Consider the following 25,246-nt stretch of genomic DNA (forward strand, 5'->3'; position numbering starts at 1 on the left):
GGGTTTTGCAAAAAACAAATTTTATGGGTAACCAATACGATGTAGTTATTATAGGAAGTGGATTAGGAGGTTTAGCCTCCGCCATAATTTTGGCCAAAGAAGGGTATAAAGTCTGTGTGCTGGAAAAAAACAATCAATATGGAGGTAATTTACAAACATTTGTAAGAGATAAAACAATTTTCGATACGGGGGTACATTATATTGGCGGGTTGAGCGAAGGACAAAACCTACACCATTATTTTACATATTTAGGGATAATGAAAGACCTGAATTTGAAAAAATTAGACGAAGATGGGTTTGATGTTATTACTTTTGATAATGATGATAAAGAATACAAACACGCACAGGGATACGATAACTTTGTACGTACTTTGTCGGCCCAATTTCCCGAAGAAGAACAAAATATAATAGCATATTGCCATAATTTGAAAGAAATGTGCAGGAAATTTCCTTTATATACCTTAAAAAAAGGAAAACCATATTACGACAAGATTGAGATATTCCAAGAGAAAGCAAAATCCTGTATAGAGTCGTTTACAAGAAACGAAAAATTAAGAGCAGTATTGGCCGGGACAAATTATTTATATGCCGGAGATAGTAAACGAACCCCTTTTTATGTCCATGCATTATCGGTAAATTCGTATATAGAAAGTGCCTACAGGTGTATCAACGGAGGAAGCCAAATATCTAAAACCTTAATCAAACAACTTAAAAAATACGGTGGAGAGACATATAATCACCAAGAAGTTGTTAAATTCGAATTTGACGGTTCAGGAAAATTATCAAGTATTAAAACCAATAAAGGGGATGAGATTAATGCCGATATTTTTATATCCAATATAGAGCCTAAAACAACGCTTAAATTAATAGGGGAAGATCGATTTAGGAAATCGTATGTAAACAGGATAAAAAATATTGAAAATACAATTGCTGCCTTTAGTATGTACCTGGTATTAAAACCAAGAACATTTAAATACCAAAATAGAAATTATTATCATTTTAAAGACCATAAAAATATTTGGGACACACAAGAATACACAGAAAAAACATGGCCGGAGGGCTATATGCTGTCTATGGGCGTAAAGAAAGGTATGGGAGAATGGGCAGATAGCATAACAGTAATGACTTATATGAGTTATGGCGAAGTAAAACAATGGGAGGGCACATATAACACGGTAAATAGAAAAAATGAAAGAGGACAAACATATGAAGAGTTTAAGGCAAACAAGGCCGAAATTTTTATAAGTGAAATAGAGAAAAAATTTCCCGATATTAGAGACTGTATAGATAAAGTATATACCTCAACCCCATTATCGTATAGAGATTATATAGGAAGCTCCAAAGGTTCCATGTATGGGTATGTAAAAGATGTGCAAAACCCAATGATGTCCTTTGTTTCCCCAAAAACAAAAATTAAAAATTTATTTTTTACCGGACAAAGTTTAAACATGCATGGGATTTTAGGAGTGACTATAAGCGCAATTATAACATGCTCCGAAATTGTGGGAAGGGATTACCTTGTCGATAAAATATTAAAAAGCAGCAAAAAGGACAAGAAACCATTTAATTAAAAACATATGGGGAGTTTTAATACCACACCTATAACAGTAGTGAAAAACATTACCAAAGAAGATTTTATTGAAAAGTTTTACAAGCCTCAACGCCCTGTTTTAATAGAAAACCTTACCAAAGATTGGGGCGCATATAACAAATGGAACCTGGATTACATTCAGGAACTTTCCAAAGACCAGGTAGTGCCGCTTTTTGATAACAATCCCGCTAAAGGTAAGCAAAGCGTATATGCCCCCGTTAAAGAGATGAAGCTTTACGATTACATTCAACTGCTTAAAACAGAGCCAACCGATTTACGTATCTTTTTTTATAACATTTTGGACAGCATGCCCCAATTGCTCCAAGATTTTAAATATCCGGATATAGGGTTGAAGTTTTTTAAAAGATTGCCCGCATTGTTTTTCGGCGGCGGTAATTCAAAAGTATTTATGCATTACGATATTGACTTGCCAGACAGCATGCATTTTCATTTTCATGGAAATAAAAGTGTTACGTTGTTCCCTCCCCAGCAAACAAAATATTTATATAAAGTTCCTTTTTCCATTCACAATATCGATAAAATTGATATGGATAATCCTGATTTTGAAAAATACCCCGCGCTCCAATATGCCCAAGGTATACAGGCCAATATGAAGCATGGAGACGCCCTGTACATGCCCAGTGGATATTGGCATTATATAAAATACCTAGATGGAGGGTTTTCAATGACCCTTAGGGCACTTCCAAGACGCCCGGGAGTATTTGTTAACATGCTTTATAACGTTTTTATAATGAGACATTTAGACAATTTAATGCGAAAGTTTTCAGGACAGAAATGGCTAAATTATAAAGAACAGCGGGCAATTAAGAAAACAAATAAAAATATAAAATAAACCATTTGAAATGGTATTTAAAAAAAAAGTCAATTTTTGGCATCTGTATTCTTGGCTCTTACTTTTTATATTGTCTGGTTGTGGAATATCCAAGTCTATTCACAACCGGCCGGATATTGACAACTACAATGCAAATATTCCGGAACGGGTAGAAATTTCAGATACAACCTACACCCAAGGTGTAAATTTTTTACAAAAAAACAAATATGGCCTTTGGGAGTTATACGTGCAGGGCGATCCACTTGAAAGAGGCTTGTTGTCGGGAAGTTTAACGCGCGAGCTTTTTCAATACCAGGAAAAAACTTTTTTCTCTAAGGTAGAAGAGCTAGTCCCTTCAAAATTAAAGCAGGCTTTATTAAGAAAGTTTTTGGCATGGTATAACCGTAAAATGTATTTATATATTCCAGAAGAGTACAAGGCTGAAATTTATGGGCTTTCACGTTATGCATCTCCTAGGTATAATAATATTGCCCCACCCTATTTAAGGGTTCTGTACCTTCATGGGGCACACGATATAGGACACGCCGTACAGGATCTTGCTTTGGTTGGCTGTACTTCTTTTGCCGCTTGGGGAGATAAAACAGAAGACGGAAGCTTGATTATTGGAAGGAATTTTGATTTTTATGCGGGAGATGATTTTGCAAAAGAAAAGATAGTTGCATTTATAGACCCCATAAATGGATATAAATTTATGTCGGTTATCTGGGCAGGGATGATAGGGGTTGTTTCAGGGATGAACGAAAAGGGACTTACAGTTACCATTAATGCAGGAAAGTCGGATGTTCCCTTGATTGCCAAAGACCCTATCTCTATAGTAACAAGAGAAATATTGCAATATGCAAAAAACATAGATGAAGCCATAGCAATTGCAAAAAAACGCAGTGTTTTTGTTTCAGAATCTATATTTGTGGGAAGTGCAGAAGACAAAAAGGCTATAATTATTGAAGTTTCCCCTGATAATTTTGGTGTTTACCAAGTTGAAAACACCAATGAATTAGTTTGCTCTAACCACTTTCAAAGTAACCCATACAAAAACGATAAAAACAATCAAGAACGCATAGCCGAAAGTCATTCCATGTATCGTTTTGATCGTATGACGGAATTACTTGATGCCCACCCCAAAATCACCCCAAAAATAGCAGTAGATATTCTTAGGAACAAAGATGGGCTGCACGATGAAAAAATAGGCTATGGTAACGAAAAGGCAATAAACCAACTCTTGGCACACCATGCAGTAGTTTTTAAACCAGAACAGCGGTTGGCCTGGGTTTCAACAAACCCATATCAATTAGGGGCTTTTGTAGCATTCGATCTTAATGAAGTGTTTAGTCAAAAAACTTTAAGAAAAGATTTAACTTTAGACAGGGAAGAATTACAAATTCAAAAAGACTCGTTTCAATACACGCAGGCGTATAAAAATTACGAGCGGTACCGCAGGATGAAGCATGATATTCAAAAGAAAATAAACGAAAAGGATAACATAGCCCCGCAAACAATACAAGATTTTATAAACAGCAACCCATATAATTGGGAGGTATATACATTGGTTGGCAGCTATTATTATCAAAAAAAATATTATTCGGCAGCCTTGCAGGCATACATAAAAGCACTTCAGTTAGAAATAACAACGGTGCCCGATAAAGAATATGTAGAAAAGTATATAAAGAAATCTAAAAGGAAAATAAATAAATGACCGCTTCCATAGAAAAAGCTTCGGCAATCGAAATTAAAAAATTCCAAGAAGAAAAACTGAACGGGCAATTAGCTTATTTGAAAGCAAGTTCGCCTTTCTATCAAAATCATTTTAAAAAGCACAAAATAGAAACTACCACTATTAAAACACTGGAAGACCTAACCAAAATACCCCCCACGACCAAAGAAGACCTGCAAAATCACAACGATGACTTTTTATGTGTGCCCAAGCATGAAATTATAGATTATGTTACCACTTCGGGCACATTGGGTAACCCTGTTACTTTTGCGTTAACAAATAAAGACCTAGACCGGCTAGCCTACAATGAGGCATTGTCTTTTGCCTGTGCAGGAATTACCAAATACGATACTTTACAGCTCATGACAACCATAGACAGGCGGTTTATGGCAGGATTAGCCTATTTTTTGGGCGCAAGAAAACTTGGCGCCGGTATTATAAGGGTGGGCCCGGGAATTCCGGAATTGCAATGGGACTCCATTTTAAAATTTAAGCCTACCTATTTAATTGCCATCCCTTCATTTTTATTAAAGCTTATTGCCTATGCCGAACAAAACAATATAGCTTTTGCCAATCAAGGCATAAAAGGAGTTATATGTATCGGGGAACCGCTTAGAAACCAAGATTTTTCGTTGAATGCCCTTGGACTGAAAATTAAGTCGAAATGGAAAGAGGTCAATCTTTATTCTACTTATGCATCTACAGAGATGAGCACGGCATTTACAGAATGCGAAATACAGCAGGGAGGTCACCATCATCCTGAATTAATTATAGCCGAAATTTTAAATAACAACAATATGCCGGTTTCCACCGGCGAAACAGGAGAACTTACCATAACCACATTGGGCATAGAAGGGATGCCATTGCTCCGGTTTAAAACGGGCGATATTGTACAGGCACACACAGGGCCCTGTGCCTGTGGAAGAAATACCATGCGGTTAGGCCCGATTATAGGAAGAAAAAAACAAATGATAAAATATAAAGGTACTACCCTTTACCCGCCAGCCATAGACAATGTGCTAAACGATTTTCCCGAAATAAAAAGTTATGTTATTGTAATTGATCATAACTCCTACGGAATCGATGAGATATGTGTTAAAATAGCCGCTGTCAATACTACTCAATTGCTATTGAACAAGGTTCGAGACCATTTTAGAACAAAATTGCGCGTAATACCTTTAATAGAATTCCATGATTATGATACTATTGAAAAATTGAAATTCCCAAAGATGGGCAGGAAACCTGTTATAGTTATCGATAATAGAAAAGATTAAGGGGCCTACGTTCTTTGTTTATCTCTTCCAAAGGTAGCTCCCTGTCTTTATATAGCTCTTACAATCTCATTCAAAATGTTATAATTGTGGTCAAGCTCTTCATAGTCCATAAAGTTGGGGGACTTATTTTATATACATTTTTGCTTTGTCTACTGAGTTTTTAGATGTAGTGACCAATTGATGAGATAAATGAATGATAGCTTAAAATGCCATATTTGATAATTTCTTTATCTTTAAAAAAGAATTTCCCGCCCGCTGTTGGGTCATTGTCAGAGATAGCTTATAGTTTGGGTTTTGAGGATTATGCTTATTTTTCAAGGTGGTTTAAATTAAGAACCGGAAAGGAACCGTCAAAAATGATAAAAGGCTGATCGTGTTGTCAGAGAATAAAACGTCTCAGGACATACCATTTATGTCTGCTATTTTCCTAAAACCGGGAATGGAAAGGATGCAGGCGATTTGGGATAAATTAATGATTGAGTATTATTCATTCCAATCCAAAGGCATCTTTGGAAATGCCCCCTGGGGTCGGTTGTTGACGGCGAAATAATATTTTACTGGCTAAATATACTTTAAAACTAATTATTTGCTACTTTAGTATAGTGACAGTATACGCTATAACCTTATAAAATCAAATTATGGCAGTTATAAACCCTCACATTAACTTCAATGGAAATGCCGAGGAAGCATTCAATTTTTACAAATCGGTCTTTGGTGGAGATTTTGTAAAAATTGTGCGTTTTAAAGAAATATCAGATCCTGAACATCCAATAGCGGAAAAGGATTTAAACAAGCTAATGCATATCGCACTGCCTATTGGCAAAAACTTTTTAATAGCCAATGACGTTCCGGAAAGCATGGGACGGGTTAATGAAAAGGAAAACAGGTCTAAGATATCTGTTGCTGCCGATAGCCGAGAAGAGGCCAAGAGGTTATTTAATGGGTTGTCAGCGGGGGGCGATGTTGAAGTGCTTAATGAGGGCAGTAATATGAACTCGTTTTTTGGAATGTTCAGGGACAAGTTCGGTATTGAATGGATAGTGAGCTTTGACGCTATATAAAATCGACAAGGAAATTTCAAAAACAGAAAATCCGGTTTGAAAACCGATTATGTGATACTGAAAGGGAGCTTGTGGAAAAGAAAAATTAGTAATAATAAAAAGCCTTACAACAGAGACTTTGATACGTTGTACGTGGACAATCAAAAAACAAATACGATGGCGGATAATAGAAACAAAGCGGAAAAATCAACTTCTCCTATTGATACGACCATACCAAAAGTAAAAGGTGTTGGAGGAATATTCTTTTGTTCCGAATATCCGGACAAAACGAAAAAATGGTACGTTAAAAATCTGGGAATTGAAATCAATGATTGGGGTTCATCGAGTTTTGAGTCCAGAAACCTTCACAATCCTGATACGATAAATTCGCTCCAATGGAAACCTTTTAAAAACGGCGATAAATATTTTTCACCTTCAAAAAAGGACTTTATGATTAACTATCGGGTTCAAAACATCGAAGGGCTTTTGTGCAAGCTAAAAGAAAATGGGGTAACCATACTTGATAATATAACGGCTTATGACGGGATTGGGAAATTTGCCCATATCATGGATTTGGATAACAACAAAATAGAATTATGGGAACCCGAAAATTAAGAGAACAGGGTTCCGATAAAGCATGTGTTTAATGACCTTTTACATTTTAGTAATTATCTTTATTGCTACACTAGTCCGTTCCACCTTTGGTTTCGGGGAATCTTTGATTGCTGTTCCATTGCTTGTTCTTTTAATGCCTATCGAAATTGCCGTTCCGCTTTCTGTACTAATTTCGATTTTAATTGCAGCATTTGTAGTGGTGCAGGACCGAAAACAAATACATTTTAACAGTGCAAAATGGTTGATAATTTTTGCAGCTATGGGAATTCCGATTGGATTATTACTGCTGGTTTACGGAAATGAAAACCTGATAAAATTAATTTTAGGATTCCTTATCATTTTATACTCAATTTATTCCTTGTTTTCTAAGAACCGTTTTAAATTAAAAACTGATAATAAATTTTGGTTGTTTTTCTGTGGGTTTTTTTCAGGTGTATTTGGGGGAGCATACGGCCTAAATGGGCCTCCACTTGTCATGTATGGAAATATGCGTAATTGGACAGCTAAAAATTTTAGGGCTACTTTGCAGGCTTATTTTTTGCCTGCAAGCACTATAGGAATGTTTGGCTATTGGTACAAAGGGCTTTGGGTTTCGACAGTCACATACTATTTTTTGATTTCTATTCCGGTCATCGTTCCTGCCATTCTCCTGGGAAGATATTTTAACCGCCGATTAAAGGATGGTACGTTTTTAAGATATGTTTATTGTGGTTTAATTGCCGTGGGCATTGTATTATTAGGGCAATCGTTAAGAAGGTAACGGAATTGAAGAATAAAAAAGGAAGCTTAGAATGCCCATATAATTTAATTTCTTTATCTTTAGGAGAGATTTCCCTCCCCCCTGCACTACACTATAACGTACCATTACTTAAAATAAAAACCAAAGAAAAAAATAACCATGGTATTTTTGTGCATATCTACTTTTCTTGGATGTGTACAAAATAAAACGGAGGAAAAACAAACAGCAAGTTCTTCATCCACTGAAAACGGAGGAAGCCATTACGAACAATTAGCGAGCCTGCCTTTTGAAAGCGGGTATCCGACCGAAGAGAACAGTTCTAAAATTTTAGCCGATGAACTGTACTTTCAGCGGGCCACACAAGTATATTTATGGGCCCTGCCAGCGGTAAATATGTATGCCATGAAAGAAGGTTTGGGAAAAACCTTTGGCGAAGGCTACAATGTAATATCGGTTTTTGAAAAACGCTTAAAGCCCAATACGGTTATTACCACACCAAACTCAGACGTTATTTATGCACTGGGTTTTGCCGATTTAAGTAAGACCGGACCATTGGTGCTCGACGTACCACCCATGCTCCAGGGATTATTAGATGACTATTGGCACAGGCCTTTACAAGGCCCCAAAAGGCCCGACGTCACCCATTTCTTGGGCGACATCGGCTTCCCCGGGCCCGATAAGGGAAAAGGGGGCAAATACATAGTTGTTCCCGAGGGGTATAAAGGAAAAGTCCCCGATGGCTATTTTGTATATACCAGTAAGACCAACGGTGTTTTTATTTTTCAAAGAGGCTTTTTTAAGTCGGTGGATAATTTAGAACCCGGGGTAAAAGGCGTAGAAGGGATAAAGGTTTACCCGCTAGAAGGTGAGGCAAAACCTATGGATTTCCAACATGCTTCAGATATCGACTCATATGCATTATTTTCTCATGATGCCAGTTATTTTGAAATGCTGGACCGCTTTATCCAAAGTGACAAGGTAGACGATGTAGATCCCTATATGCATGGAATGCTTGCAGCTATTGGTATAAAAAAAGGCAAAAAGTTCAGCCCATCGCCCCATGAAAAAGAACTGTTGGACAAAGCGGCCGAAACAGCCTGGCGTATGGCCAAGAATATTTCGGCAAATTTTGATGAAGAAAAAGATGGAATTTGGTGGAAAGACAGAAAATGGGTCGCCCACGCACATACCAAGCTAGACGACTTTATGCACACCTTGCTCGATGAAGAGTTCAGGGACCGGGAAACAGGCCATGTAGATGTAAACGCCAAAGTACATATGTATGTTAACCATTATTCCATTAGTACCGGAATGATGTCGTCTATTGTCGGGCTTGGGGCCAAATACGGAAATGCCTATAAAGACAGCGACGGAAATTATTTAATGGGGGAGAACACCTACAAAATAACCTTTCTGTTGCCGACCCGAACCAACGAAAGCCTAGGGAGTAACCGCGTAAGCATAGGGCCATCTGCACTTGTGTATTATGCAGGCGATAAATTTTCCGGCGGGGCAGTTGTACAGAATTATTGGTCTTTGGGAGGTACGGGCATTAATAAGGTAAACTTGTTTAGCTGCCAGTATATAGCATATTACAATCTACCTGAGGGATGGTTTTTAGAGAGCAATACAACAGCTCAGGCAAATTGGTTGGCAGACCAAGGGCAAGAATGGTTTATTCCTATTGGTGGCGGGGGAGGAAAGACCTTTAAAATTGGCGATGGAAAGCTTTTTTATTGTGCTACGGCACAACTTTTCTATAATGCCGTTAAACCTGATATTGTTGGAGATTGGGAGGCAGTATTACAATTTCAGATTATTTTTTAATATAATGTGAGTCCCAAAATCTTCAAACCTTTCTGGAAGGGCCATAAAGTCGATTCATAATATGTCTTATTTATATGTCGAAACTATTTAGACTGTTGAGCAACAATATCTAATATCTTGAATATGGTGTTCATAATCATCATTTTATCCATATAAATTTGTAGTTCACCCAAAAAATGTTCGATGTATCAATTTTTGTTAAATATTTACATCATAAAATGTGTGTATAACAAAAAAAGGTCCCCCGTAACCTACATATCAAATAAATTATAAATAATATGTTTTTGTTATACGCACATAAAAACCAACATTCCCCCGCATGAAACCGTGCTTTTTCATTATAGTATTTTTTTCCCTTGCATTTTCCTTTGGTTTAAAGGCACAAGACAAAAAATTAAAAAAGGCAGACAAGGTCTACCAAAAGTTTGATTATGTAAAAGCAATCAACCTATATGAAGGTATAGCCGGCAGGGGATATTCTTCACCAGAGCTATACAAAAAACTGGGCAATTCATATTATTATATGGCCAAACCAGAACAAGCGGCTTCTTGGTACCAACAACTCATGGAAGAAAGCGAAAAACCCGAAGCCAATTATTACTATCGTTATGCCCAGTCATTAAAAGCAGGTCGGCAATTCAACAAGGCAAATAGCATGCTCGGCGAGCTTGCAAAAAACTACCCAAACGATATAAGAGGGAAGTTGTACAAAGAAAACCCATTGTATTTGGAGCGTATTTTCAAGGACTCTTCAAAATATACAGTTTCCCATGTTGCATTTAATTCCCCATACTCAGATTATGCACCTTCGATAACAGAAAACAATATTGTATTTACTTCTGCTAGGGACACAGGCTTTCTGGCCAAAAATATTCAAAGCTGGAACTACCGTGCGTTTACCGATATCTATACTGTTAACGATAAGGGAAACCGTGCAACCAAACTCCCAAAAAAAATAAATTCAAAATACAACGAGTCGACGGCTTTTTTTACCAAAAACGGCAAAAAAGTCTATTTTACCCGTAACAATGCCGATAAAAAAAAGCTGATAAACGGAAATGACAACATAAACCGCTTGCAGATATTTCAGGCAGACGTCATGGAAAATGGCGAATGGGCAAATTTAAGGCGCCTGCCATTTAGCAGTGATGAGTATTCGGTGGCGCACCCAACGTTAAATAAAGAAGAAACCGTAATGTTCTTTGTTTCAGATATGCCCGGAGGCAAAGGTATGTCCGATATTTACGCAGTTGCCATAAATACAGACGGGAGTTATGGGGAACCTACTAATCTGGGGGCACAGATCAATACAGAGTCCCGGGAGAGTTTTCCGTATATAAGCCCCCAAGGAAAGCTTTATTTTGCAAGTGATGGACAACCTGGTTTGGGCGGGTTCGATATTTTTTCTGCCGAAATCGACAGCCAGCTTCAAATACAAAACGTTGCCAACCTTGGCGCGGGGATCAATAGTCCGCAAGACGATTTTAGCATCACCATGTACCCAGATGGAAAAAGCGGCTATTTTGCATCCAATCGCAAAGGCGGAACCGGGAGCGACGACATCTATATGTTCGCCAACAATTGCCTCAGCACCATAACCGGGAATATTGCCAACAACCAAGGAAGCATGTTGGAAAATGCCATGGTAGTTATTTCAAACCACAAAAAAACATACAGGACCACAACCGACACCCAAGGAAATTATATGCTCGGTGAAAATTTCGATTGCGGGTCCCGACTTTCGCTTCATATTGAAAAAGAAGGGTTTCTGCCTATCGACACCGTTATCGAGACCGGTAGCGGCAAAACCTACAACTTTACGCTGGAAACAGAAAGCCTTAACGAGCGCTTGGCCCTAAACGAGATATATTTCGGTTTTGACAAATCGGACGTAACAGACAATGCCAAGCAAGAACTCGATAAAATCGTAGCGTTCCTAACGGACAATAAAGGCTATCGCCTTGAGATCGTTTCTTATACCGATAGAATTGGCAAGGCCAGTTACAACTTAAAACTGTCGCAACAAAGAGCGCAGGCAACGGCCAACTACCTTATTTCCCATGGGATTTCAGCCAACAGGATAACTTCCCAGGGAAAAGGGGAGGCACAACTGGCAACAAAATGTTTTACCGAAGGACCGTGCAACAAACCGACGTATAAAGAAAACCGACGGTCGGAGTTTAAACTTATAAAAACAAACTGATTTTTATTCAGGACGTACCCCTCGCCAATTTAGCATGGATTGGGTCTTCGGGCCTGGCTTTCGTTACTTACCTGCTTTCCGGATGAAAACACCGGGGAGAGCTCAAACACGCGCTCAATCACTCCTGCAAAAAAAATGAAATGATCAGATCAATTGTTTTTTCGTAATTCCATCAACCTGGAAACATATTTCCCGATGACGTCAAACTCCAAGTTTACCACATCGCCTATTTTGTAATTTTTAAAACGGGTATGTTCAAAAGTATATGGAATAATAGCTACGCTAAATTCATCTAACTTAGAGTCTACCACCGTTAAGCTAGTGCCGTCAATGGTAATAGAGCCTTTTTCAATGGTAACGTTGCTTTTTGCCGGGTCGTAAGCAAAAGTGAAACGCCAACTTCCGTGCTCGTCAACAATACCTTTGCAAACCCCAGTCTGGTCTATATGCCCCTGAACAATGTGCCCATCAAGGCGAGTACCCATTTTCATGGCCCTCTCCAAGTTAATTTCATCTCCAGCCTTTAAACTGCCCAAAGCCGTTTTGTCCAAGGTTTCTTTAATAGCGGTAACCACATATTCGTCTCCGTTAACCGAGACTACCGTGAGGCATACCCCATTATGGGCAACGCTCTGGTCTATTTTTAATTCGTTGGTAATAGTGCTCTTTATGGTAAGGTGTATATTTTCTTCATCCTTTACAATATTGGTGACCAATGCCAACTCTTCTATAATTCCCGTAAACATTTCTATTTTTATTAATTAAATTTGCATATGTCCATAAGTAAAATGGTTAGTCGCAAATACAATAACAAACCTACTAAATAGTACCGCAAACTACAATAGTTATTTGTTTAAGTAGGCGATAGAGGGCAAGGGCATGCAAGGTTAAAACCAGCATAGGGGTGTTTTTTGGGCCATACGTCAAAAGAGATGACCAAATTTGCGTGCCGGTTCGGGAAAACGGAAAATTAAAAAACAAGCTGTTTCCCAAAAAACCTAAAATTAAAAACAGATGAAAAACGACGATAGCATAAAGGTAGGGATTTCCATTGGGGATTTAAACGGAATTGGGTGCGAGGTAATTTTAAAGACCTTTGAAGACAATAGAATGTTGGAATTATGCACGCCTGTTATTTTTGGTTCTACCAAGGTGATAAATTACCAGCGTAAAATGCTCGACATGAACCTAGCTTATAACGGTATAGATTCGGCAGTCAAGGTAGTCCCCGGAAAATTCAATGTGGTAAATGTATGGAAAGAAACCCCGAACATAGAGCCGGGAAAAGAGACCGAAGAAGGAGGGAAATATGCTTTTTTATCGTTAAAGGCTGCCGTAACGGCGTTAAAGAACGGCGAAATAGACGTATTGGTGACCGCTCCCATCAACAAACACAACATACAGTCGGAAGAATTTAAGTTTCCGGGCCATACAGATTACCTTGCGCAAGAGCTCGAAGGAGAGGCATTGATGTTTATGGTTACCAACGACCTAAAAGTGGGATTGTTAACAGACCACGTGCCCGTAAAAGAAGTAAGCAATAAAATAACCCCAAAATTGGTAGAAGGGAAAATCAATAAAATATACAATTCTTTGGTACAGGATTTTAGGGTACGTAAACCAAAGATTGCTGTTTTGGGCATCAATCCACATACAGGGGATAATGGCGTCATTGGCAAAGAAGACGATGAGGTATTGCGCCCCGTAATCAATAAAATAAACGACAGCGGGAAACTGGTATACGGTCCTTATGCCGCCGATAGTTTTTTCGGTTCCGGGCTACACCATCAATTTGATGCTATTTTGGCATCTTATCACGATCAGGGCTTAATCCCGTTTAAGACCCTATCTTTTGGAAAAGGGGTGAACTATACGGCCGGACTGTCCAAAGTGCGCACCTCTCCCGACCATGGAACCGCCTTTGAAATTGCAGGAAAAGGAGAGGCCAACCATAAATCGTTTGAAGAGGCCGTTTTTACGGCAATTTCAATATATAGAAATAGAGAAGAATACAACGAATTAACCAAAAATCCCTTAGAAAAGGCGACAGGAAAGTTATAAACAAAAAAAAGTTAATATGATTATTATCATAAATAAAAATTTATATCTTTGCACCCGCCTTATAATTAAGGAGTAAGGTTTTTAAAACTGATGTTTACAATGAAGAAGTTTAAGGAGTTTGAGATTCCTTTTGTAGGATTAAAACAAGGAAAACACCAGTTCGATTTTGAAATTAAGAAAAAGTTCTTTGATGCTTTCGAGTTCGACGAGTATAACAATGCAGACGTAAAGGTTAAACTTATATTGGACAAAAAAAGCAACATGCTGGAGTTAACCTTTGAAAACAAGGGGTCTGTAAACGTAAATTGCGATTTGTCCAATGAGCCGTACGACCAAAAAATAAAAGGAAAGCTTCACTTATTGGTAAAGTTCGGGGAGGAATATAACGATGAAAACGAAGAAATCCTTATAATCCCCCATGGCGAGCATCAAATAAATGTAGCACAATACATTTATGAGATGATCGTACTTTCGGTTCCCAGCAAAAGGGTACACCCAGGGGTGAAAGACGGGACTTTATCGACAGAGATCTTGGAGAAACTGGAAGAGTTTCAACCAAAAGAAGAAAAAAAGAATAACGACGGTGAAACCGATCCCCGTTGGGATCAATTGAAAAAACTATTAACGGATAAATAAAGATTTAAAATGGCACATCCTAAAAGAAGACAGTCTAGCACAAGAAGAGATAAGAGAAGAACGCATTACAAGGCTACTGCTCCTCAAATTGCTACAGACCCAACAACAGGGGAACAGCACGTGTATCACAGAGCTCACTGGCACGAAGGTAAACTTTATTACAGAGGCCAAGTGCTTATTGACAACACTACTGAAGAAGTAGCATAACATGAAATTTTAGTAAAAAGAATAAAACTCTCACAAGAAGTGGGAGTTTTTTTATTCAAAATTTTTCTAAAAGTCAAAAACACCCTATTTTGCACCACTATTCGAATAAAAATTAGTAATTTGGACTGATTTTCATCGAATTTTTGCACGTTTTTGATAAAAACTAAGCGAATTATGAATAGACTTAAAGCAGCTATTACAGCTGTAGGAGCATATGTGCCCGAATATATATTGACCAACCAGATGTTGGAAACGATGGTGGATACGAATGATGAGTGGATTACCTCAAGAACTGGAATTAAACAAAGGCACATTTTAAAAGAAGAAGGTAAGGGGACTTCTTATCTAGCCATTAAGGCAGCAGAAGATCTACTTCAAAAAAGCGGCGCAAACCCGCAAGAAATAGACATGGTTATTGTAGCCACTGCAACCCCCGACTTACCCGTGGCGGCAACTGCTGCTTATGTAGCCTCGAAAATAGGGGCCATAAACGCATTTTCATACGATTTACAGGCAGCATGCTCCAGCTTTTTATACGGAATGTCTACCGCCTCCAGTTATATAGAAGCAGGTAGATATAAAAAGATATTGCTCATAGGGGCCGATAAAATGTCTTCCATTATAGATTATACAGACAGGACAACCTGTATTATATTTGGCGATGGCGCCGGGGCCGTACTTTTCGAGCCCAATGAAGAAGGGCTAGGTTTGCAGGACGAATACTTAAGGAGCGATGGCATTGGCAGGGACTTCTTAAAGATCGATGCTGGCGGATCCATACTTCCGGCCTCAGAAGAAACAGTGAAAAACAAGCAACATTATGTATATCAAGACGGGAAAACAGTTTTCAAGTTTGCCGTGTCAAATATGGCAGATGTTGCAGAAAGAATAATGGTTCGCAATAACCTTACAAAAGACGACATTCAATGGTTAGTGCCACACCAGGCCAACAAGCGCATTATCGATGCCACGGCCAACCGTGTAAACCTCGATTCGTCCAGAGTAATGGTTAACATTGAAAAATACGGTAACACCACATCGGCAACCCTGCCTTTATTACTCAACGATTACGAAAAGCAGTTAAAAAAAGGGGACAATTTAATATTTGCAGCCTTTGGCGGTGGCTTTACCTGGGGATCCATTTATTTAAAATGGGCATATAACGCATAACAGAACTCAAATTACTAACAAAACTCAATCATGGATTTAAAAGAGATTCAAAGTTTAATCAAATTCGTGGCAAAATCCGGCGCAAGCGAAGTAAAGCTTGAAATGGAGGATGTAAAGATTACCATTAAAACAGGGTCTGAGGACAAAAAAGGAGAAGCTACTACCTATGTTCAACAAATTCCTGTAAATCAGCCAATGCCCCAACAGGGTACAGCTCCACAACCTGCAGCGGTACCAGCGGCAACTCAAGCCGAGGCCGAGGCCACTCCGGCTAAAGCCACTGAAGACGATAGTAAGTACATCACTATAAAGTCGCCGATCATAGGGACATTGTACAGAAGGCCATCACCAGACAAACCAAATTTCGTTGAAGTTGGCGATACCATTGCAAAAGGAGATGTTCTTTGTATCATTGAAGCAATGAAACTGTTTAATGAAATTGAATCGGAAGTATCTGGTAAAATCGTAAAAGTATTGGCTGACGACTCTTCTCCTATAGAATTCGATCAGCCATTATTTTTGGTAGACCCATCATAGAAATTTTGAATGTTCAATTTTGAATGATGACTTTAAGTGCGTCATTTAAAATAATTTAAAATTTAGAATCGATAATTTAAAGTTTCAAGAGATGTTCAAAAAAATATTGATTGCAAATAGAGGCGAAATTGCACTTCGTGTAATTCGAACTTGCAGAGAGATGGGGATTAAAACAGTAGCCGTGTATTCTAAAGCAGATGAAGAAAGCTTACACGTTCGTTTTGCCGATGAGGCCGTCTGCATTGGCCCTGCACCTAGCAAAGATTCATATCTTAAAATATCCAATATTATTGCAGCTGCAGAAATTACCAATGCCGATGCGATTCATCCTGGGTATGGCTTCCTGTCAGAAAATGCTAATTTTTCAAGAATTTGTAAAGAGCACGGCATAAAATTTATAGGTGCCGGACCTGAAATGATTGAAAAAATGGGAGACAAGGCAAGTGCAAAAGCAACCATGAAAGCAGCTAAGGTACCAACAGTGCCCGGATCAGACGGGTTATTGGGATCTTTAGAGGAAACCAAGAAATTGGCAAAAGAAATGGGCTATCCCGTTATGCTAAAGGCCACCGCAGGCGGTGGAGGAAAAGGGATGCGAGCCGTTTGGAAAGAAGAAGACATACAAAAAGCATACGAAAGTGCCAAGCAAGAAGCAGGTGCAGCCTTTGGAAACGACGGGATGTACATGGAAAAACTTATTGAAGAACCGCGGCACATAGAAATACAGGTTGTGGGAGATCAATTTGGTAAGGCTTGCCATCTTTCAGAAAGAGACTGCTCGGTGCAGCGTCGACACCAAAAGCTTACGGAAGAAACACCGTCCCCTTTTATGACCGATGAACTCCGTGAAAAAATGGGGAAAGCTGCCGTAAAAGCCGCCGAATATATAAAATACGAAGGAGCCGGGACCGTAGAATTTTTGGTGGACAAACACCGGAACTTCTATTTTATGGAAATGAATACCCGTATCCAGGTAGAGCACCCTATTACGGAACAGGTAATAGATTACGACCTGATCCGAGAGCAAATACTGGTAGCCGCCGGCGTGCCTATTTCAGGGAAAAATTACTTTCCGAAACTGCATTCTATTGAGTGTAGGATCAATGCAGAAGATCCCTATAACGATTTTAGGCCATCGCCAGGCAAAATCACTACGTTGCATGCTCCCGGTGGACATGGTGTGCGTTTGGACACACATGTGTATAGCGGATATATTATCCCGCCCAATTACGATTCGATGATAGCCAAGTTGATAACAACAGCCCAAACAAGAGAAGAGGCCATCAATAAAATGAAACGCGCCTTGGACGAGTTTGTAATCGAAGGGATAAAAACAACCATTCCTTTCCATAGGCAGTTAATGGACGAGCCAGATTATGTTTCCGGTAATTACACCACCAAGTTTATGGAAACCTTTAAAATGAAACCCATGGAAGAGGAGTAAAGACCCTCTTTTTCTATAGTAAACAATAAGCGGCCTACAGTATTTGTAGGTCGTTTTTTATGGTAGTCCAAGACCTGGGACAAAGTCAACATCAATATAGGAATCACCAAAAATATGTTTACCTTAGGGATATGTCATTTCAATTGTCATATTGGGAGCAGGAAACCTATTTTTCCAAGGTTGACTTTACAATAATCGGTGGCGGTATTGTAGGGCTCCATTGTGCTTTGTCGCTTCGCAAAAAATATCCAAAAAACAAAATCGTGGTTTTGGAGCGCGGGTTGCTTCCCAGAGGAGCCAGTACTAAAAATGCGGGATTTGCCTGTTTTGGAAGCATTTCAGAATTGCTGGACGATCTTAATACGCAAACCGAAGAAGCAGTGGTGAGCCTGGTTGAAAAGCGGTACCTGGGATTGCAAAAACTTAAAAAAGGTCTTGGGAGCAAAGGTATCGGTTACAGGCACCATCGCGGATTTGAGTTGTTTCAAGAAGGCAACCCGGAGCTTTACGAGGCCTGTTTGGAAAACAGAAATCGGATTAATAACCTTTTATTCCCCTTGTTTAAAAAAGAAGTTTTCTCCGTTGAAAAGAATTCCTTTGGTTTTGCGGGAATCCAGGATTATTATATGGCAAATGCTTTTGAAGGGCAGATTGATACCGGGAAAATGATGTATGCACTTTATTCAAAATGCATTAAAGAAAAGATTAAAATTTTATATGGCACAGAAATGCTCGGTTATGATGATGCCGGTTCCCATGTTGAGGTACAAACCGACCTTACCAACTTCTATACCCAAAAATTGTGCCTGGCTACCAATGGCTTTCTCTCATTGAAAGAATTTGAGGACATACAACCGGCCCGTGCCCAAGTACTTATTACCAAACCGATAAAAAACCTTCATATAAAAGGGAGTTTTCATTTGGATAAAGGATATTATTATTTCAGGAACATACATAACCGCATTCTTCTGGGCGGCGGTAGAAATTTAGATTTTAAAAAAGAAGCAACCGCAGAATTTGGGACGACCGAAATAATTCAAAATAAGTTAAAAGAAATTCTAAAAACCGTTATCTTACCAAATACAGTCCCCGAAATAGATTATTCGTGGAGTGGTATTATGGGCGTTGGAAGTATAAAGAAACCCATTATAGAGGCACTTTCAAACAATATTTTTTGTGGGGTCCGTTTAGGGGGTATGGGTATAGCCATTGGCGCCCAAGTAGGCGAAGAATTGGCAAAAATAACTATAGAGCATGTTTAAAAGATTACTGCGTTTTATTTTTAAGCTATTGGTTTGGTTTGTAATAATTAGCTTGGGGCTTGTACTCTTGTATAAATGGGTTCCGGTGCCAGTTACACCCCTTATGGTAATAAGAAGCATTCAACAAAAACAATCGGATAAAGCGATTGTATGGAAACATGAGTGGATTGCGTTGGATAAAATTTCCAAAAACCTGCAATTGGCGGTGATTTGTAGTGAGGACCAAAAATTTGTTTACCACAATGGTTTTGATGTTCAGGCAATCGAAAAGGTAATCAATAAAGCTTCCGATGGCGGAAAGCTTCGTGGTGCCAGCACCATAAGTCAGCAGACCGCTAAAAATGTATTTTTATGGCCGGGCCGTAGTTGGGTACGTAAAGGTTTTGAAGTGTATTTTACATTTTTAATAGAACAACTTTGGGGCAAGGAACATATTTTGGAGGTGTATTTAAACAGCATCGAAATGGGGAATGGTATTTATGGCGCCGAGGCCGCTTCTCAATATTGGTTTCATAAAAAAGCAGGGGGGCTATCAAAATACGAAGCTGCTGCCATTGCGGCCATATTGCCAAACCCGTTAAAAATGAAAGCTGCGCCGGCATCAAACTATATTCAGCAAAGAAAAGAATGGATCGTGACTCAAATGGGCTATTATGGAGCTTTTTCGTTGCCGAAGTAAAACATAGTAATAATTATGGACGAAATTAAACAACAATTTATAAAAGAATGCCTTGCGCTTTTAAACAAGAGGATGTACCAAATACAGAAAAGCATCAAGAGTATTGAAGAATCTTTGGCCTCTGAGACAAAAAGCAGTGCGGGCGACAAGCATGAAACCGGCCGTGCCATGCTTCAGTTGGAACGTGAAAAAGCAGGATTTCGCTTAAAGGAAATTGAAGAAATGCTTCAAACATTTTCGCGTATCAATTTCAATAGAACTTCCGAAGAAAACAATAAAAGGGTAATTATTGGAAGTATGGTTAAAACAAGCGGGCATACTTATTTTATTGCAGTTTCCTTAGGAGAAATAATCATAAACAATTTAAAAATCTATTGTATTTCACCACAGTCGCCAATTGGCAAATTATTGGTTGGAAAAACCAACAAAGACATTGTCTCTTTTCAATCTTCAAAGTTTACCATTCTGGAAATTTGGTAGCAACGCGTAATTTCTTATAAAAATTAACAAGTATGTACGCAACCTTTTTTCGTTTTTCGCTTCTATAGGTTGAATAACAAAACTTAATAGCAAAAAATGAAAAATCAAAAACTAATTGCAACAACGCTGTTTGTTGCCCTTATGGGTGTATTTGTAAGCTGTACGGACGACGATTCTGACAATTGTGTTCCGGATTATACGGGCGCTTTGTCTGAAGCTGAAACAGCATTTGTAGGAGAATGGAGATTGTCGGCCATAGAAGCCGATGAAGAAGTAGACCTCACCGATGATGACGAAGACAACCCAAGTACGGATATATTTGCACAACAAACCGCTTGCCAGAACGATCAGGTATACGAATATAATTCCGACAGGACTTTTACATACAGTGCAGGTCAAAACGAGGAAGATTGTGAAGGTGCCGGGTCTATTGCCGGAACATGGAAACTTGGAGGAGATACGTTGGGACTTGTTTACAACTGTTTTGAAGACATTCTAGCGTTGGATTTTGATGCACAAAGAACAAGCTACAGAATTAATTCTAATGTGCGTATCGAAGATGTAGACGGAAAAGTAATCCAAACACAAATAACGCTTACTTATACCAAGGCGGGAGCAGAAGAACCTGCGCCAGAAGAAGAGAACTAATAAAAATTATAGTTAAGTTTTAGGTTGAAAAGCCGGGGTGTTGACTAAGGTCAGGCTCCGGCTTTTTTATGAAATTTCTTACTTACATTGTAAGGAACGGGATATTTATATATTTTTATGGAATAAATACGGCCAAAAATAAAAAACGATGAAAAAAACAACTATCCTTTCAGGTTTAATCCTATTATTTGCATTCTCCCCAATTACCACAAATGCCCAATTTTGGAAAAAAATTCAAGATAAGGTCGAAAAAAAGGCCGTGGATGTAACAGACGATATGTTAAATGGTTCAAACGATCAAGAAGAAAGTACTACTGCTCAGGGAAATGCTTCAAAAGGACAGGTGCCTTACGTGGAAGAAGTTTTTTCTTTCGTTCCGGGAAGTAATATATATTTTCAGGATGATTATGATAACGAAAACCTCGGTTCCATGCCCAGATACTGGAAAACCAATGGCACCGGATCTATTGTTGAAATACCGGGACTTCCCGGAAAATGGCTAAAACTGGGAGACCGGTCCAGTTATAAGCTAGATACTTTATTGGCCATGCCCAAAGGAAACTTTACCTTAGAGTTTGATATCGTTACAAGAAGCGATAAAGCTAAAGATATAGGCGGGATGAATTTTGGTTTTAGTAAAGACAATGCTGTCCGTTCATGGATATCCGATGCTTATAATGATAATTCCATAACATCAACAGAACTGCATTTTTGGAACAGGGATGTCTCTAATAGCAGCAGCGACACAAAAGTTAGCAATACACTGGACTTTCCTTTGGATAACTACGGAAATGCTTTAATACATGTTTCGATTGCTGTAGATGGGGGTCAAATGCGGTTGTATCTTGACAAGTCTAAACTGTTGGACGCGAAGATGTTCTTAAACGAGCCTACAAAGTATTTTTATATAAGCGCCCCACTTGATATGGATCAAGGAGCTCAACTATTTATAGGGAATTTAAAGATAGCCAATAATTAAAGATAGTTATTTTTTTAAATAGATAACGATACTTCTTTTTCTATAGGCAACGCTTTTGTATGGTTAAAATAAATGGTTTTCCTTTTTCTTTTAGCTTCAATTAAGTAATGCGAACCTTGAAAATAACAGGCTTTTACCTTCACTTTAAAAATAGAGGTAGGTACAACTTTTAGTTCGTGGGGATACAGTAAAATTTTTTTTGTTGAAGAATCTCCCTCGATAAGTTGGTTCATGGCAATTTCATTGACTTCGCCAAACAAAGAAGCCACATAGCGGTTTTTTGGCCTTTGGTAAAGCTCTTTTGGGTTATTAAAATCAATCTTTTTACCTGCTTTTAAAACCATTGTTGCATTGGCATAAGCCAAGGAATCTGTATTATCGTGCGTGGCGGTAATACAAGTTATGTTTTGCGACTTTAAATACGTAAATAAATCACGTCTCAGTCGGTTTTTCTTAAAATTGTCAATATTGCTAAATGGCTCATCAAGAAGCAGTAATTCGGGTTTGTTGGCCAAGGCTTTTGCAATAGCTACGCGTTGTTGTTGCCCACCGCTTAACTCTGTGGGCTTGGTGTTGGCGTAGGCTGTCATGCCAACGACTTCCAATAATTCGGCGATACGCTTTTTCTTTTTTCTCAAATAAAAGTTTGACAAGAATTTTCCCACGTTTTCTTCAACGGTAATAAAGGGCATCAAATCGTAATCCTGGGCAACATATTTTATAAAATCTTCCCCCGGCACAATATTGTAATTCGGACCCATAAGTTGCTTGTTGCCCCAATATAATGTTCCTTTTTCTAGATGATATAAACCATAAATTATTTTGAGCAATGTACTTTTTCCAGAACCACTTTCGCCAATAATGGATAGGTGTTCTCCTTTTTGAAGTTTAAAGCTGATATTTTTTAAGACGGGGGCCTCTTTATATTGAAAAGAAACGTTTTTTACTTCAAGCATTCCAGGAAAGTTTTTGGTAAAGATATTGATTATGAATTTTAAATCATATCCCGTAATTTAAGCATGGTTTTCCAGTTTCGTGTGGTAGCGCCAAGCTTTAATTTTTTCTCTATAAACGGATTGGAAATTTTTGCTTTTCCATAACCGTTATGGTAACAAAAGTACAGGATATTATCGCGGTGCGTATATTCTTCATCATCAACACGGTATTCATTTAAGTTTTGTATGGATTCTGGTAGAGGAGTACCTTCTAAAAAGGTGCAGTACAATTTTTCAATAGGTTCGCCTTTTTTTAAAAAGGGATTGTTCTTTATAATAGCGGTAAATTTTTTTTCAGAAATAATAAAGCACTTGACATCAAACCCAAAATGGGCTGCAATGTGCTGTTCTATCTTTTGCTGAATTTTTGAAACGTCGCTTTCATCTGAAGAAAAAATAACATTCCCGCTTTGAATATAAGAAGCCACTTTTTGAAACCCGATCTTTTCCAATGTAGCCCTTAAATCGGCCATTTTTATTTTTCTATGTCCGCCTACATTTATCCCACGAAGTAACAATATATATGTTTTCATTTTTACCCTGTTTGACTTTTTTAATACAGAACCTGTTGATGGACTAAAAATACGAACAAAATAAACCCCTTAAAATGAATCCAATTCATTTTAAGGGGTTTGTAATATTTTGAATCTTAAAATTCCTCGACGGCTTTACCTTGAGGTTTCCGCTTTATCTCTTTTTGGAGAGGTCGGAACCGTCTCTTTTTGGCAGGTTTGTTAGTCCAATCCACCTTTTCTGTTTGGTTCTCTTGCTTCTGGCCATTCGCGTGGCTTTCCTGTTTCGTCATCAATTGGTAAAACACTTTTTACATTGGATGTTTTTTGCGGATCTTCACAGGCCATATATGCTAAAATAGCGGTTAGAATGACATTGTTTTGCACATCGTCAAAAACAATTTTGTCGTAAGTGTCCAGATTGGTATGCCATGTATAATTCCAATAAGCCCAACTTAAGGAGCTTAAGGAAAATGCCGGAGCGCCTTCGGCCACAAACGAGGCATAATCTGATCCGCCTCTCGCGGGAGTACCGGGAAAGTGTGTTTCAATTTGTTTTGTGATGCTTTCGGGAACTGCATGTAGCCACCTTCCCAAATATTCATAAGAATTTAAAAACCCTTGCCCTGATAAATTTACTACGCGTCCCGTTCCATTATCTTGATTAAAAACGGCTTGTACGTTCGCAACAATTTCAGGATGATCTTCTACAAAGGCCCTCGACCCGTTTAACCCTTGTTCTTCGCTTCCCCACAAACCAATAATAATAGTCCGTTTAGGGTTTGGGTATATTTTTTTAAGAATACGCGCAGTTTCCATCATGGTAATGGTTCCCGTACCATTATCGGTAGCACCCGTACCGCCATCCCAAGAATCGAAATGGGCAGATAGAATTACATATTCGTCGGGTTTTTCCGTACCCTTGATGGTTGCAATGGTGTTGAAAGTGGGCACAGTGCCTAAATTTTTAGATTCGGCAACAATTTTAATTTCGGGTTTTTTACCGTGTTCCACCAAGCGGTAAAGCATTCCGTAGTCTTCCAGGGCCACATCGACCATAGGGATTTTTTTTGTTCCGGCGCTAAATATTTTGTTTGCCCCAAAGCCTTTGGACCAATATGATTGTACAATACCAACGGCGCCGGCTTTTTCCAGGGCCTCGGGCAACGTTCTGCGCGTATATCCGGTTTTACGCATATTGTCCCGCCATGCATCTTCAAGGGAGTCCCTGTTTTTTTTCATTTTTTCAAAAGATTCAGGAGTTGCAAATTCTTCCCAATTATCATCGGGTCTTCCGGTAGGTTGTTTCATGGAAACCATTACTATTTTTCCTTTTACTGAAGGAAGCCATTTCTGGAAGTCAATGGAATCTTTTACTTCGGGAAGGATGATCAATTCTGCCGTAACTCCTTTTTTAGAAGTGCTTGGGTTCCATGCCAACTGCATTCCTTGGATAGATTTTACGCGAGGGGAAACCATATCGATATGGGTTATGCCACGTTCCCAGCCTTTCCATTCGCCCCATTGTTGGTTCTCGGCCGTGATATCCCAAGAGCTGTATTTTTTTACGGCCCAATCGTGTGCCTGTTGCATTTGTGGAGTGCCTACCAAACGCGGACCAATACCGTCCATGAGTTCGAAGGCAAGCTCCTTTAATTGAGAGTTTTCTGAGGCCTCTTTTACAATGGCATCTACAACTTCTTGTTGTGTTTGTGCTTGCGCTAAAGAAATAAAAGCCAGAAAGGCTGCCAAAAAGATTGTTTTATTTATCATATGTGTTGGG

The 25,246-nt window shown here is 38.7% G+C and carries 24 protein-coding genes; 20 read left to right on the top strand and 4 right to left on the bottom strand.

The window, feature by feature from the left end; genetic code table 11:
• Positions 1-23 precede the first annotated feature (23 nt).
• The 9 genes from UXI14_RS05140 to UXI14_RS05180 all read left to right on the top strand — a co-directional run bounded on the left by UXI14_RS05140 (position 24) and on the right by UXI14_RS05180 (position 11,853).
• Positions 24-1,571 carry an NAD(P)/FAD-dependent oxidoreductase gene (locus UXI14_RS05140; RefSeq protein WP_335965179.1) on the top strand — a complete coding sequence of 516 codons (1,548 nt, stop codon included), beginning with the start codon at positions 24-26 and terminating at the stop codon, positions 1,569-1,571.
• A gap of 6 nt (positions 1,572-1,577) precedes the next feature.
• Entirely contained in the window at positions 1,578-2,444 is an 867-nt protein-coding gene (locus tag UXI14_RS05145) for a cupin-like domain-containing protein (RefSeq protein ID WP_335965181.1), read from the top strand.
• 10 nt (positions 2,445-2,454) lie between these two features.
• Entirely contained in the window at positions 2,455-4,137 is a 1,683-nt protein-coding gene (locus UXI14_RS05150) for a C45 family peptidase (protein ID WP_335965182.1), read from the top strand.
• Positions 4,134-5,429, top strand: coding sequence for an AMP-binding protein (locus UXI14_RS05155; RefSeq protein WP_335965184.1), 1,296 nt, complete (start codon positions 4,134-4,136; stop codon positions 5,427-5,429). The genes UXI14_RS05150 and UXI14_RS05155 overlap by 4 nt, the downstream gene beginning before the upstream one ends.
• A 638-nt stretch (positions 5,430-6,067) precedes the next feature.
• Positions 6,068-6,490 carry a VOC family protein gene (locus UXI14_RS05160; protein WP_277900039.1) on the top strand — a complete coding sequence of 141 codons (423 nt, stop codon included), beginning with the start codon at positions 6,068-6,070 and terminating at the stop codon, positions 6,488-6,490.
• Positions 6,491-6,646: 156 nt separating this feature from the next.
• Positions 6,647-7,084: a VOC family protein gene (locus UXI14_RS05165; protein ID WP_335965186.1), complete on the top strand. Its 438-nt coding sequence runs from the start codon at positions 6,647-6,649 to the stop codon at positions 7,082-7,084.
• Between the two features lie 31 nt (positions 7,085-7,115).
• Positions 7,116-7,844 (top strand): sulfite exporter TauE/SafE family protein, encoded by a 729-nt coding sequence (locus tag UXI14_RS05170; RefSeq protein ID WP_335965187.1) that lies wholly within the window; start codon positions 7,116-7,118, stop codon positions 7,842-7,844.
• 147 nt (positions 7,845-7,991) lie between these two features.
• Positions 7,992-9,650, top strand: coding sequence for a DUF1254 domain-containing protein (locus tag UXI14_RS05175; protein ID WP_335965188.1), 1,659 nt, complete (start codon positions 7,992-7,994; stop codon positions 9,648-9,650).
• Between the two features lie 319 nt (positions 9,651-9,969).
• Entirely contained in the window at positions 9,970-11,853 is a 1,884-nt protein-coding gene (locus UXI14_RS05180; protein WP_335965189.1) for an OmpA family protein, read from the top strand.
• A gap of 149 nt (positions 11,854-12,002) precedes the next feature.
• Here the strand turns inward: UXI14_RS05180 and UXI14_RS05185 are convergent, their stop codons facing one another.
• Positions 12,003-12,599, bottom strand: a complete 597-nt coding sequence (locus tag UXI14_RS05185) for a riboflavin synthase (protein ID WP_277900024.1) — start codon at positions 12,597-12,599, stop codon at positions 12,003-12,005.
• A gap of 268 nt (positions 12,600-12,867) precedes the next feature.
• On the opposite strand from UXI14_RS05185, the gene pdxA reads away from it, so the two are divergent.
• The 11 genes from pdxA to UXI14_RS05240 all read left to right on the top strand — a co-directional run bounded on the left by pdxA (position 12,868) and on the right by UXI14_RS05240 (position 21,956).
• A complete protein-coding gene (gene pdxA, locus UXI14_RS05190) occupies positions 12,868-13,914 on the top strand; it encodes a 4-hydroxythreonine-4-phosphate dehydrogenase PdxA (protein ID WP_335965190.1) in 1,047 nt (348 codons plus the stop codon).
• Between the two features lie 99 nt (positions 13,915-14,013).
• Complete coding sequence (locus UXI14_RS05195; RefSeq protein ID WP_277900022.1) at positions 14,014-14,550, top strand: DUF177 domain-containing protein; 537 nt, start codon at positions 14,014-14,016, stop codon at positions 14,548-14,550.
• 9 nt (positions 14,551-14,559) lie between these two features.
• Positions 14,560-14,757: a 50S ribosomal protein L32 gene (gene rpmF, locus UXI14_RS05200; protein WP_277900021.1), complete on the top strand. Its 198-nt coding sequence runs from the start codon at positions 14,560-14,562 to the stop codon at positions 14,755-14,757.
• A gap of 174 nt (positions 14,758-14,931) precedes the next feature.
• Positions 14,932-15,927, top strand: coding sequence for a beta-ketoacyl-ACP synthase III (locus tag UXI14_RS05205; protein WP_335965191.1), 996 nt, complete (start codon positions 14,932-14,934; stop codon positions 15,925-15,927).
• A 30-nt stretch (positions 15,928-15,957) separates the two neighbouring features.
• A complete protein-coding gene (gene accB, locus UXI14_RS05210) occupies positions 15,958-16,464 on the top strand; it encodes an acetyl-CoA carboxylase biotin carboxyl carrier protein (RefSeq protein ID WP_335965192.1) in 507 nt (168 codons plus the stop codon).
• A 91-nt stretch (positions 16,465-16,555) separates the two neighbouring features.
• Positions 16,556-17,908 carry an acetyl-CoA carboxylase biotin carboxylase subunit gene (gene accC / locus UXI14_RS05215; protein ID WP_277900018.1) on the top strand — a complete coding sequence of 451 codons (1,353 nt, stop codon included), beginning with the start codon at positions 16,556-16,558 and terminating at the stop codon, positions 17,906-17,908.
• A 131-nt stretch (positions 17,909-18,039) separates the two neighbouring features.
• Positions 18,040-19,170: an FAD-dependent oxidoreductase gene (locus UXI14_RS05220; protein WP_335965193.1), complete on the top strand. Its 1,131-nt coding sequence runs from the start codon at positions 18,040-18,042 to the stop codon at positions 19,168-19,170.
• Positions 19,163-19,849 carry a monofunctional biosynthetic peptidoglycan transglycosylase gene (gene mtgA, locus UXI14_RS05225; protein WP_335965194.1) on the top strand — a complete coding sequence of 229 codons (687 nt, stop codon included), beginning with the start codon at positions 19,163-19,165 and terminating at the stop codon, positions 19,847-19,849. The genes UXI14_RS05220 and mtgA overlap by 8 nt, the downstream gene beginning before the upstream one ends.
• Before the next feature lie 15 nt (positions 19,850-19,864).
• Positions 19,865-20,329 carry a 3-oxoacyl-ACP synthase gene (locus UXI14_RS05230; RefSeq protein WP_335965196.1) on the top strand — a complete coding sequence of 155 codons (465 nt, stop codon included), beginning with the start codon at positions 19,865-19,867 and terminating at the stop codon, positions 20,327-20,329.
• A gap of 96 nt (positions 20,330-20,425) precedes the next feature.
• Positions 20,426-20,977: a DUF5004 domain-containing protein gene (locus UXI14_RS05235; protein WP_335965197.1), complete on the top strand. Its 552-nt coding sequence runs from the start codon at positions 20,426-20,428 to the stop codon at positions 20,975-20,977.
• 148 nt (positions 20,978-21,125) lie between these two features.
• Positions 21,126-21,956 (top strand): hypothetical protein, encoded by an 831-nt coding sequence (locus UXI14_RS05240; protein WP_335965198.1) that lies wholly within the window; start codon positions 21,126-21,128, stop codon positions 21,954-21,956.
• A 14-nt stretch (positions 21,957-21,970) separates the two neighbouring features.
• Here the strand turns inward: UXI14_RS05240 and UXI14_RS05245 are convergent, their stop codons facing one another.
• The 3 genes from UXI14_RS05245 to UXI14_RS05255 all read right to left on the bottom strand — a co-directional run bounded on the left by UXI14_RS05245 (position 21,971) and on the right by UXI14_RS05255 (position 25,236).
• A complete protein-coding gene (locus UXI14_RS05245) occupies positions 21,971-22,912 on the bottom strand; it encodes an ABC transporter ATP-binding protein (protein WP_335965199.1) in 942 nt (313 codons plus the stop codon).
• A 38-nt stretch (positions 22,913-22,950) separates the two neighbouring features.
• Positions 22,951-23,484: a DUF1697 domain-containing protein gene (locus UXI14_RS05250; RefSeq protein ID WP_277900011.1), complete on the bottom strand. Its 534-nt coding sequence runs from the start codon at positions 23,482-23,484 to the stop codon at positions 22,951-22,953.
• 201 nt (positions 23,485-23,685) lie between these two features.
• Complete coding sequence (locus UXI14_RS05255) at positions 23,686-25,236, bottom strand: M20/M25/M40 family metallo-hydrolase (RefSeq protein ID WP_335965200.1); 1,551 nt, start codon at positions 25,234-25,236, stop codon at positions 23,686-23,688.
• Positions 25,237-25,246 lie beyond the last annotated feature (10 nt).

The sequence above is a fragment of the Galbibacter sp. PAP.153 genome (assembly GCF_037029175.1).
GTDB lineage: Bacteria > Bacteroidota > Bacteroidia > Flavobacteriales > Flavobacteriaceae > Galbibacter > Galbibacter pacificus.

Excerpts from the sequence above, each read along its gene's own strand:
- UXI14_RS05140 (WP_335965179.1), top strand. The coding sequence starts at position 24 with ATGGGTAACCAATACGATGTAGTTATTATAGGAAGTGGATTAGGAGGT.
- UXI14_RS05145 (WP_335965181.1), top strand. The coding sequence starts at position 1,578 with ATGGGGAGTTTTAATACCACACCTATAACAGTAGTGAAAAACATTACC.
- UXI14_RS05150 (WP_335965182.1), top strand. The coding sequence starts at position 2,455 with ATGGTATTTAAAAAAAAAGTCAATTTTTGGCATCTGTATTCTTGGCTC.
- UXI14_RS05155 (WP_335965184.1), top strand. The coding sequence starts at position 4,134 with ATGACCGCTTCCATAGAAAAAGCTTCGGCAATCGAAATTAAAAAATTC.
- UXI14_RS05160 (WP_277900039.1), top strand. The coding sequence starts at position 6,068 with ATGGCAGTTATAAACCCTCACATTAACTTCAATGGAAATGCCGAGGAA.
- UXI14_RS05165 (WP_335965186.1), top strand. The coding sequence starts at position 6,647 with ATGGCGGATAATAGAAACAAAGCGGAAAAATCAACTTCTCCTATTGAT.
- UXI14_RS05170 (WP_335965187.1), top strand. The coding sequence starts at position 7,116 with ATGACCTTTTACATTTTAGTAATTATCTTTATTGCTACACTAGTCCGT.
- UXI14_RS05180 (WP_335965189.1), top strand. The coding sequence starts at position 9,970 with ATGAAACCGTGCTTTTTCATTATAGTATTTTTTTCCCTTGCATTTTCC.
- UXI14_RS05185 (WP_277900024.1), bottom strand. The coding sequence starts at position 12,599 with ATGTTTACGGGAATTATAGAAGAGTTGGCATTGGTCACCAATATTGTA.
- pdxA (WP_335965190.1), top strand. The coding sequence starts at position 12,868 with ATGAAAAACGACGATAGCATAAAGGTAGGGATTTCCATTGGGGATTTA.
- UXI14_RS05195 (WP_277900022.1), top strand. The coding sequence starts at position 14,014 with ATGAAGAAGTTTAAGGAGTTTGAGATTCCTTTTGTAGGATTAAAACAA.
- rpmF (WP_277900021.1), top strand. The coding sequence starts at position 14,560 with ATGGCACATCCTAAAAGAAGACAGTCTAGCACAAGAAGAGATAAGAGA.
- UXI14_RS05205 (WP_335965191.1), top strand. The coding sequence starts at position 14,932 with ATGAATAGACTTAAAGCAGCTATTACAGCTGTAGGAGCATATGTGCCC.
- accB (WP_335965192.1), top strand. The coding sequence starts at position 15,958 with ATGGATTTAAAAGAGATTCAAAGTTTAATCAAATTCGTGGCAAAATCC.
- accC (WP_277900018.1), top strand. The coding sequence starts at position 16,556 with ATGTTCAAAAAAATATTGATTGCAAATAGAGGCGAAATTGCACTTCGT.
- UXI14_RS05220 (WP_335965193.1), top strand. The coding sequence starts at position 18,040 with ATGTCATTTCAATTGTCATATTGGGAGCAGGAAACCTATTTTTCCAAG.
- mtgA (WP_335965194.1), top strand. The coding sequence starts at position 19,163 with ATGTTTAAAAGATTACTGCGTTTTATTTTTAAGCTATTGGTTTGGTTT.
- UXI14_RS05230 (WP_335965196.1), top strand. The coding sequence starts at position 19,865 with ATGGACGAAATTAAACAACAATTTATAAAAGAATGCCTTGCGCTTTTA.
- UXI14_RS05235 (WP_335965197.1), top strand. The coding sequence starts at position 20,426 with ATGAAAAATCAAAAACTAATTGCAACAACGCTGTTTGTTGCCCTTATG.
- UXI14_RS05240 (WP_335965198.1), top strand. The coding sequence starts at position 21,126 with ATGAAAAAAACAACTATCCTTTCAGGTTTAATCCTATTATTTGCATTC.
- UXI14_RS05245 (WP_335965199.1), bottom strand. The coding sequence starts at position 22,912 with ATGCTTGAAGTAAAAAACGTTTCTTTTCAATATAAAGAGGCCCCCGTC.
- UXI14_RS05250 (WP_277900011.1), bottom strand. The coding sequence starts at position 23,484 with ATGAAAACATATATATTGTTACTTCGTGGGATAAATGTAGGCGGACAT.
- UXI14_RS05255 (WP_335965200.1), bottom strand. The coding sequence starts at position 25,236 with ATGATAAATAAAACAATCTTTTTGGCAGCCTTTCTGGCTTTTATTTCT.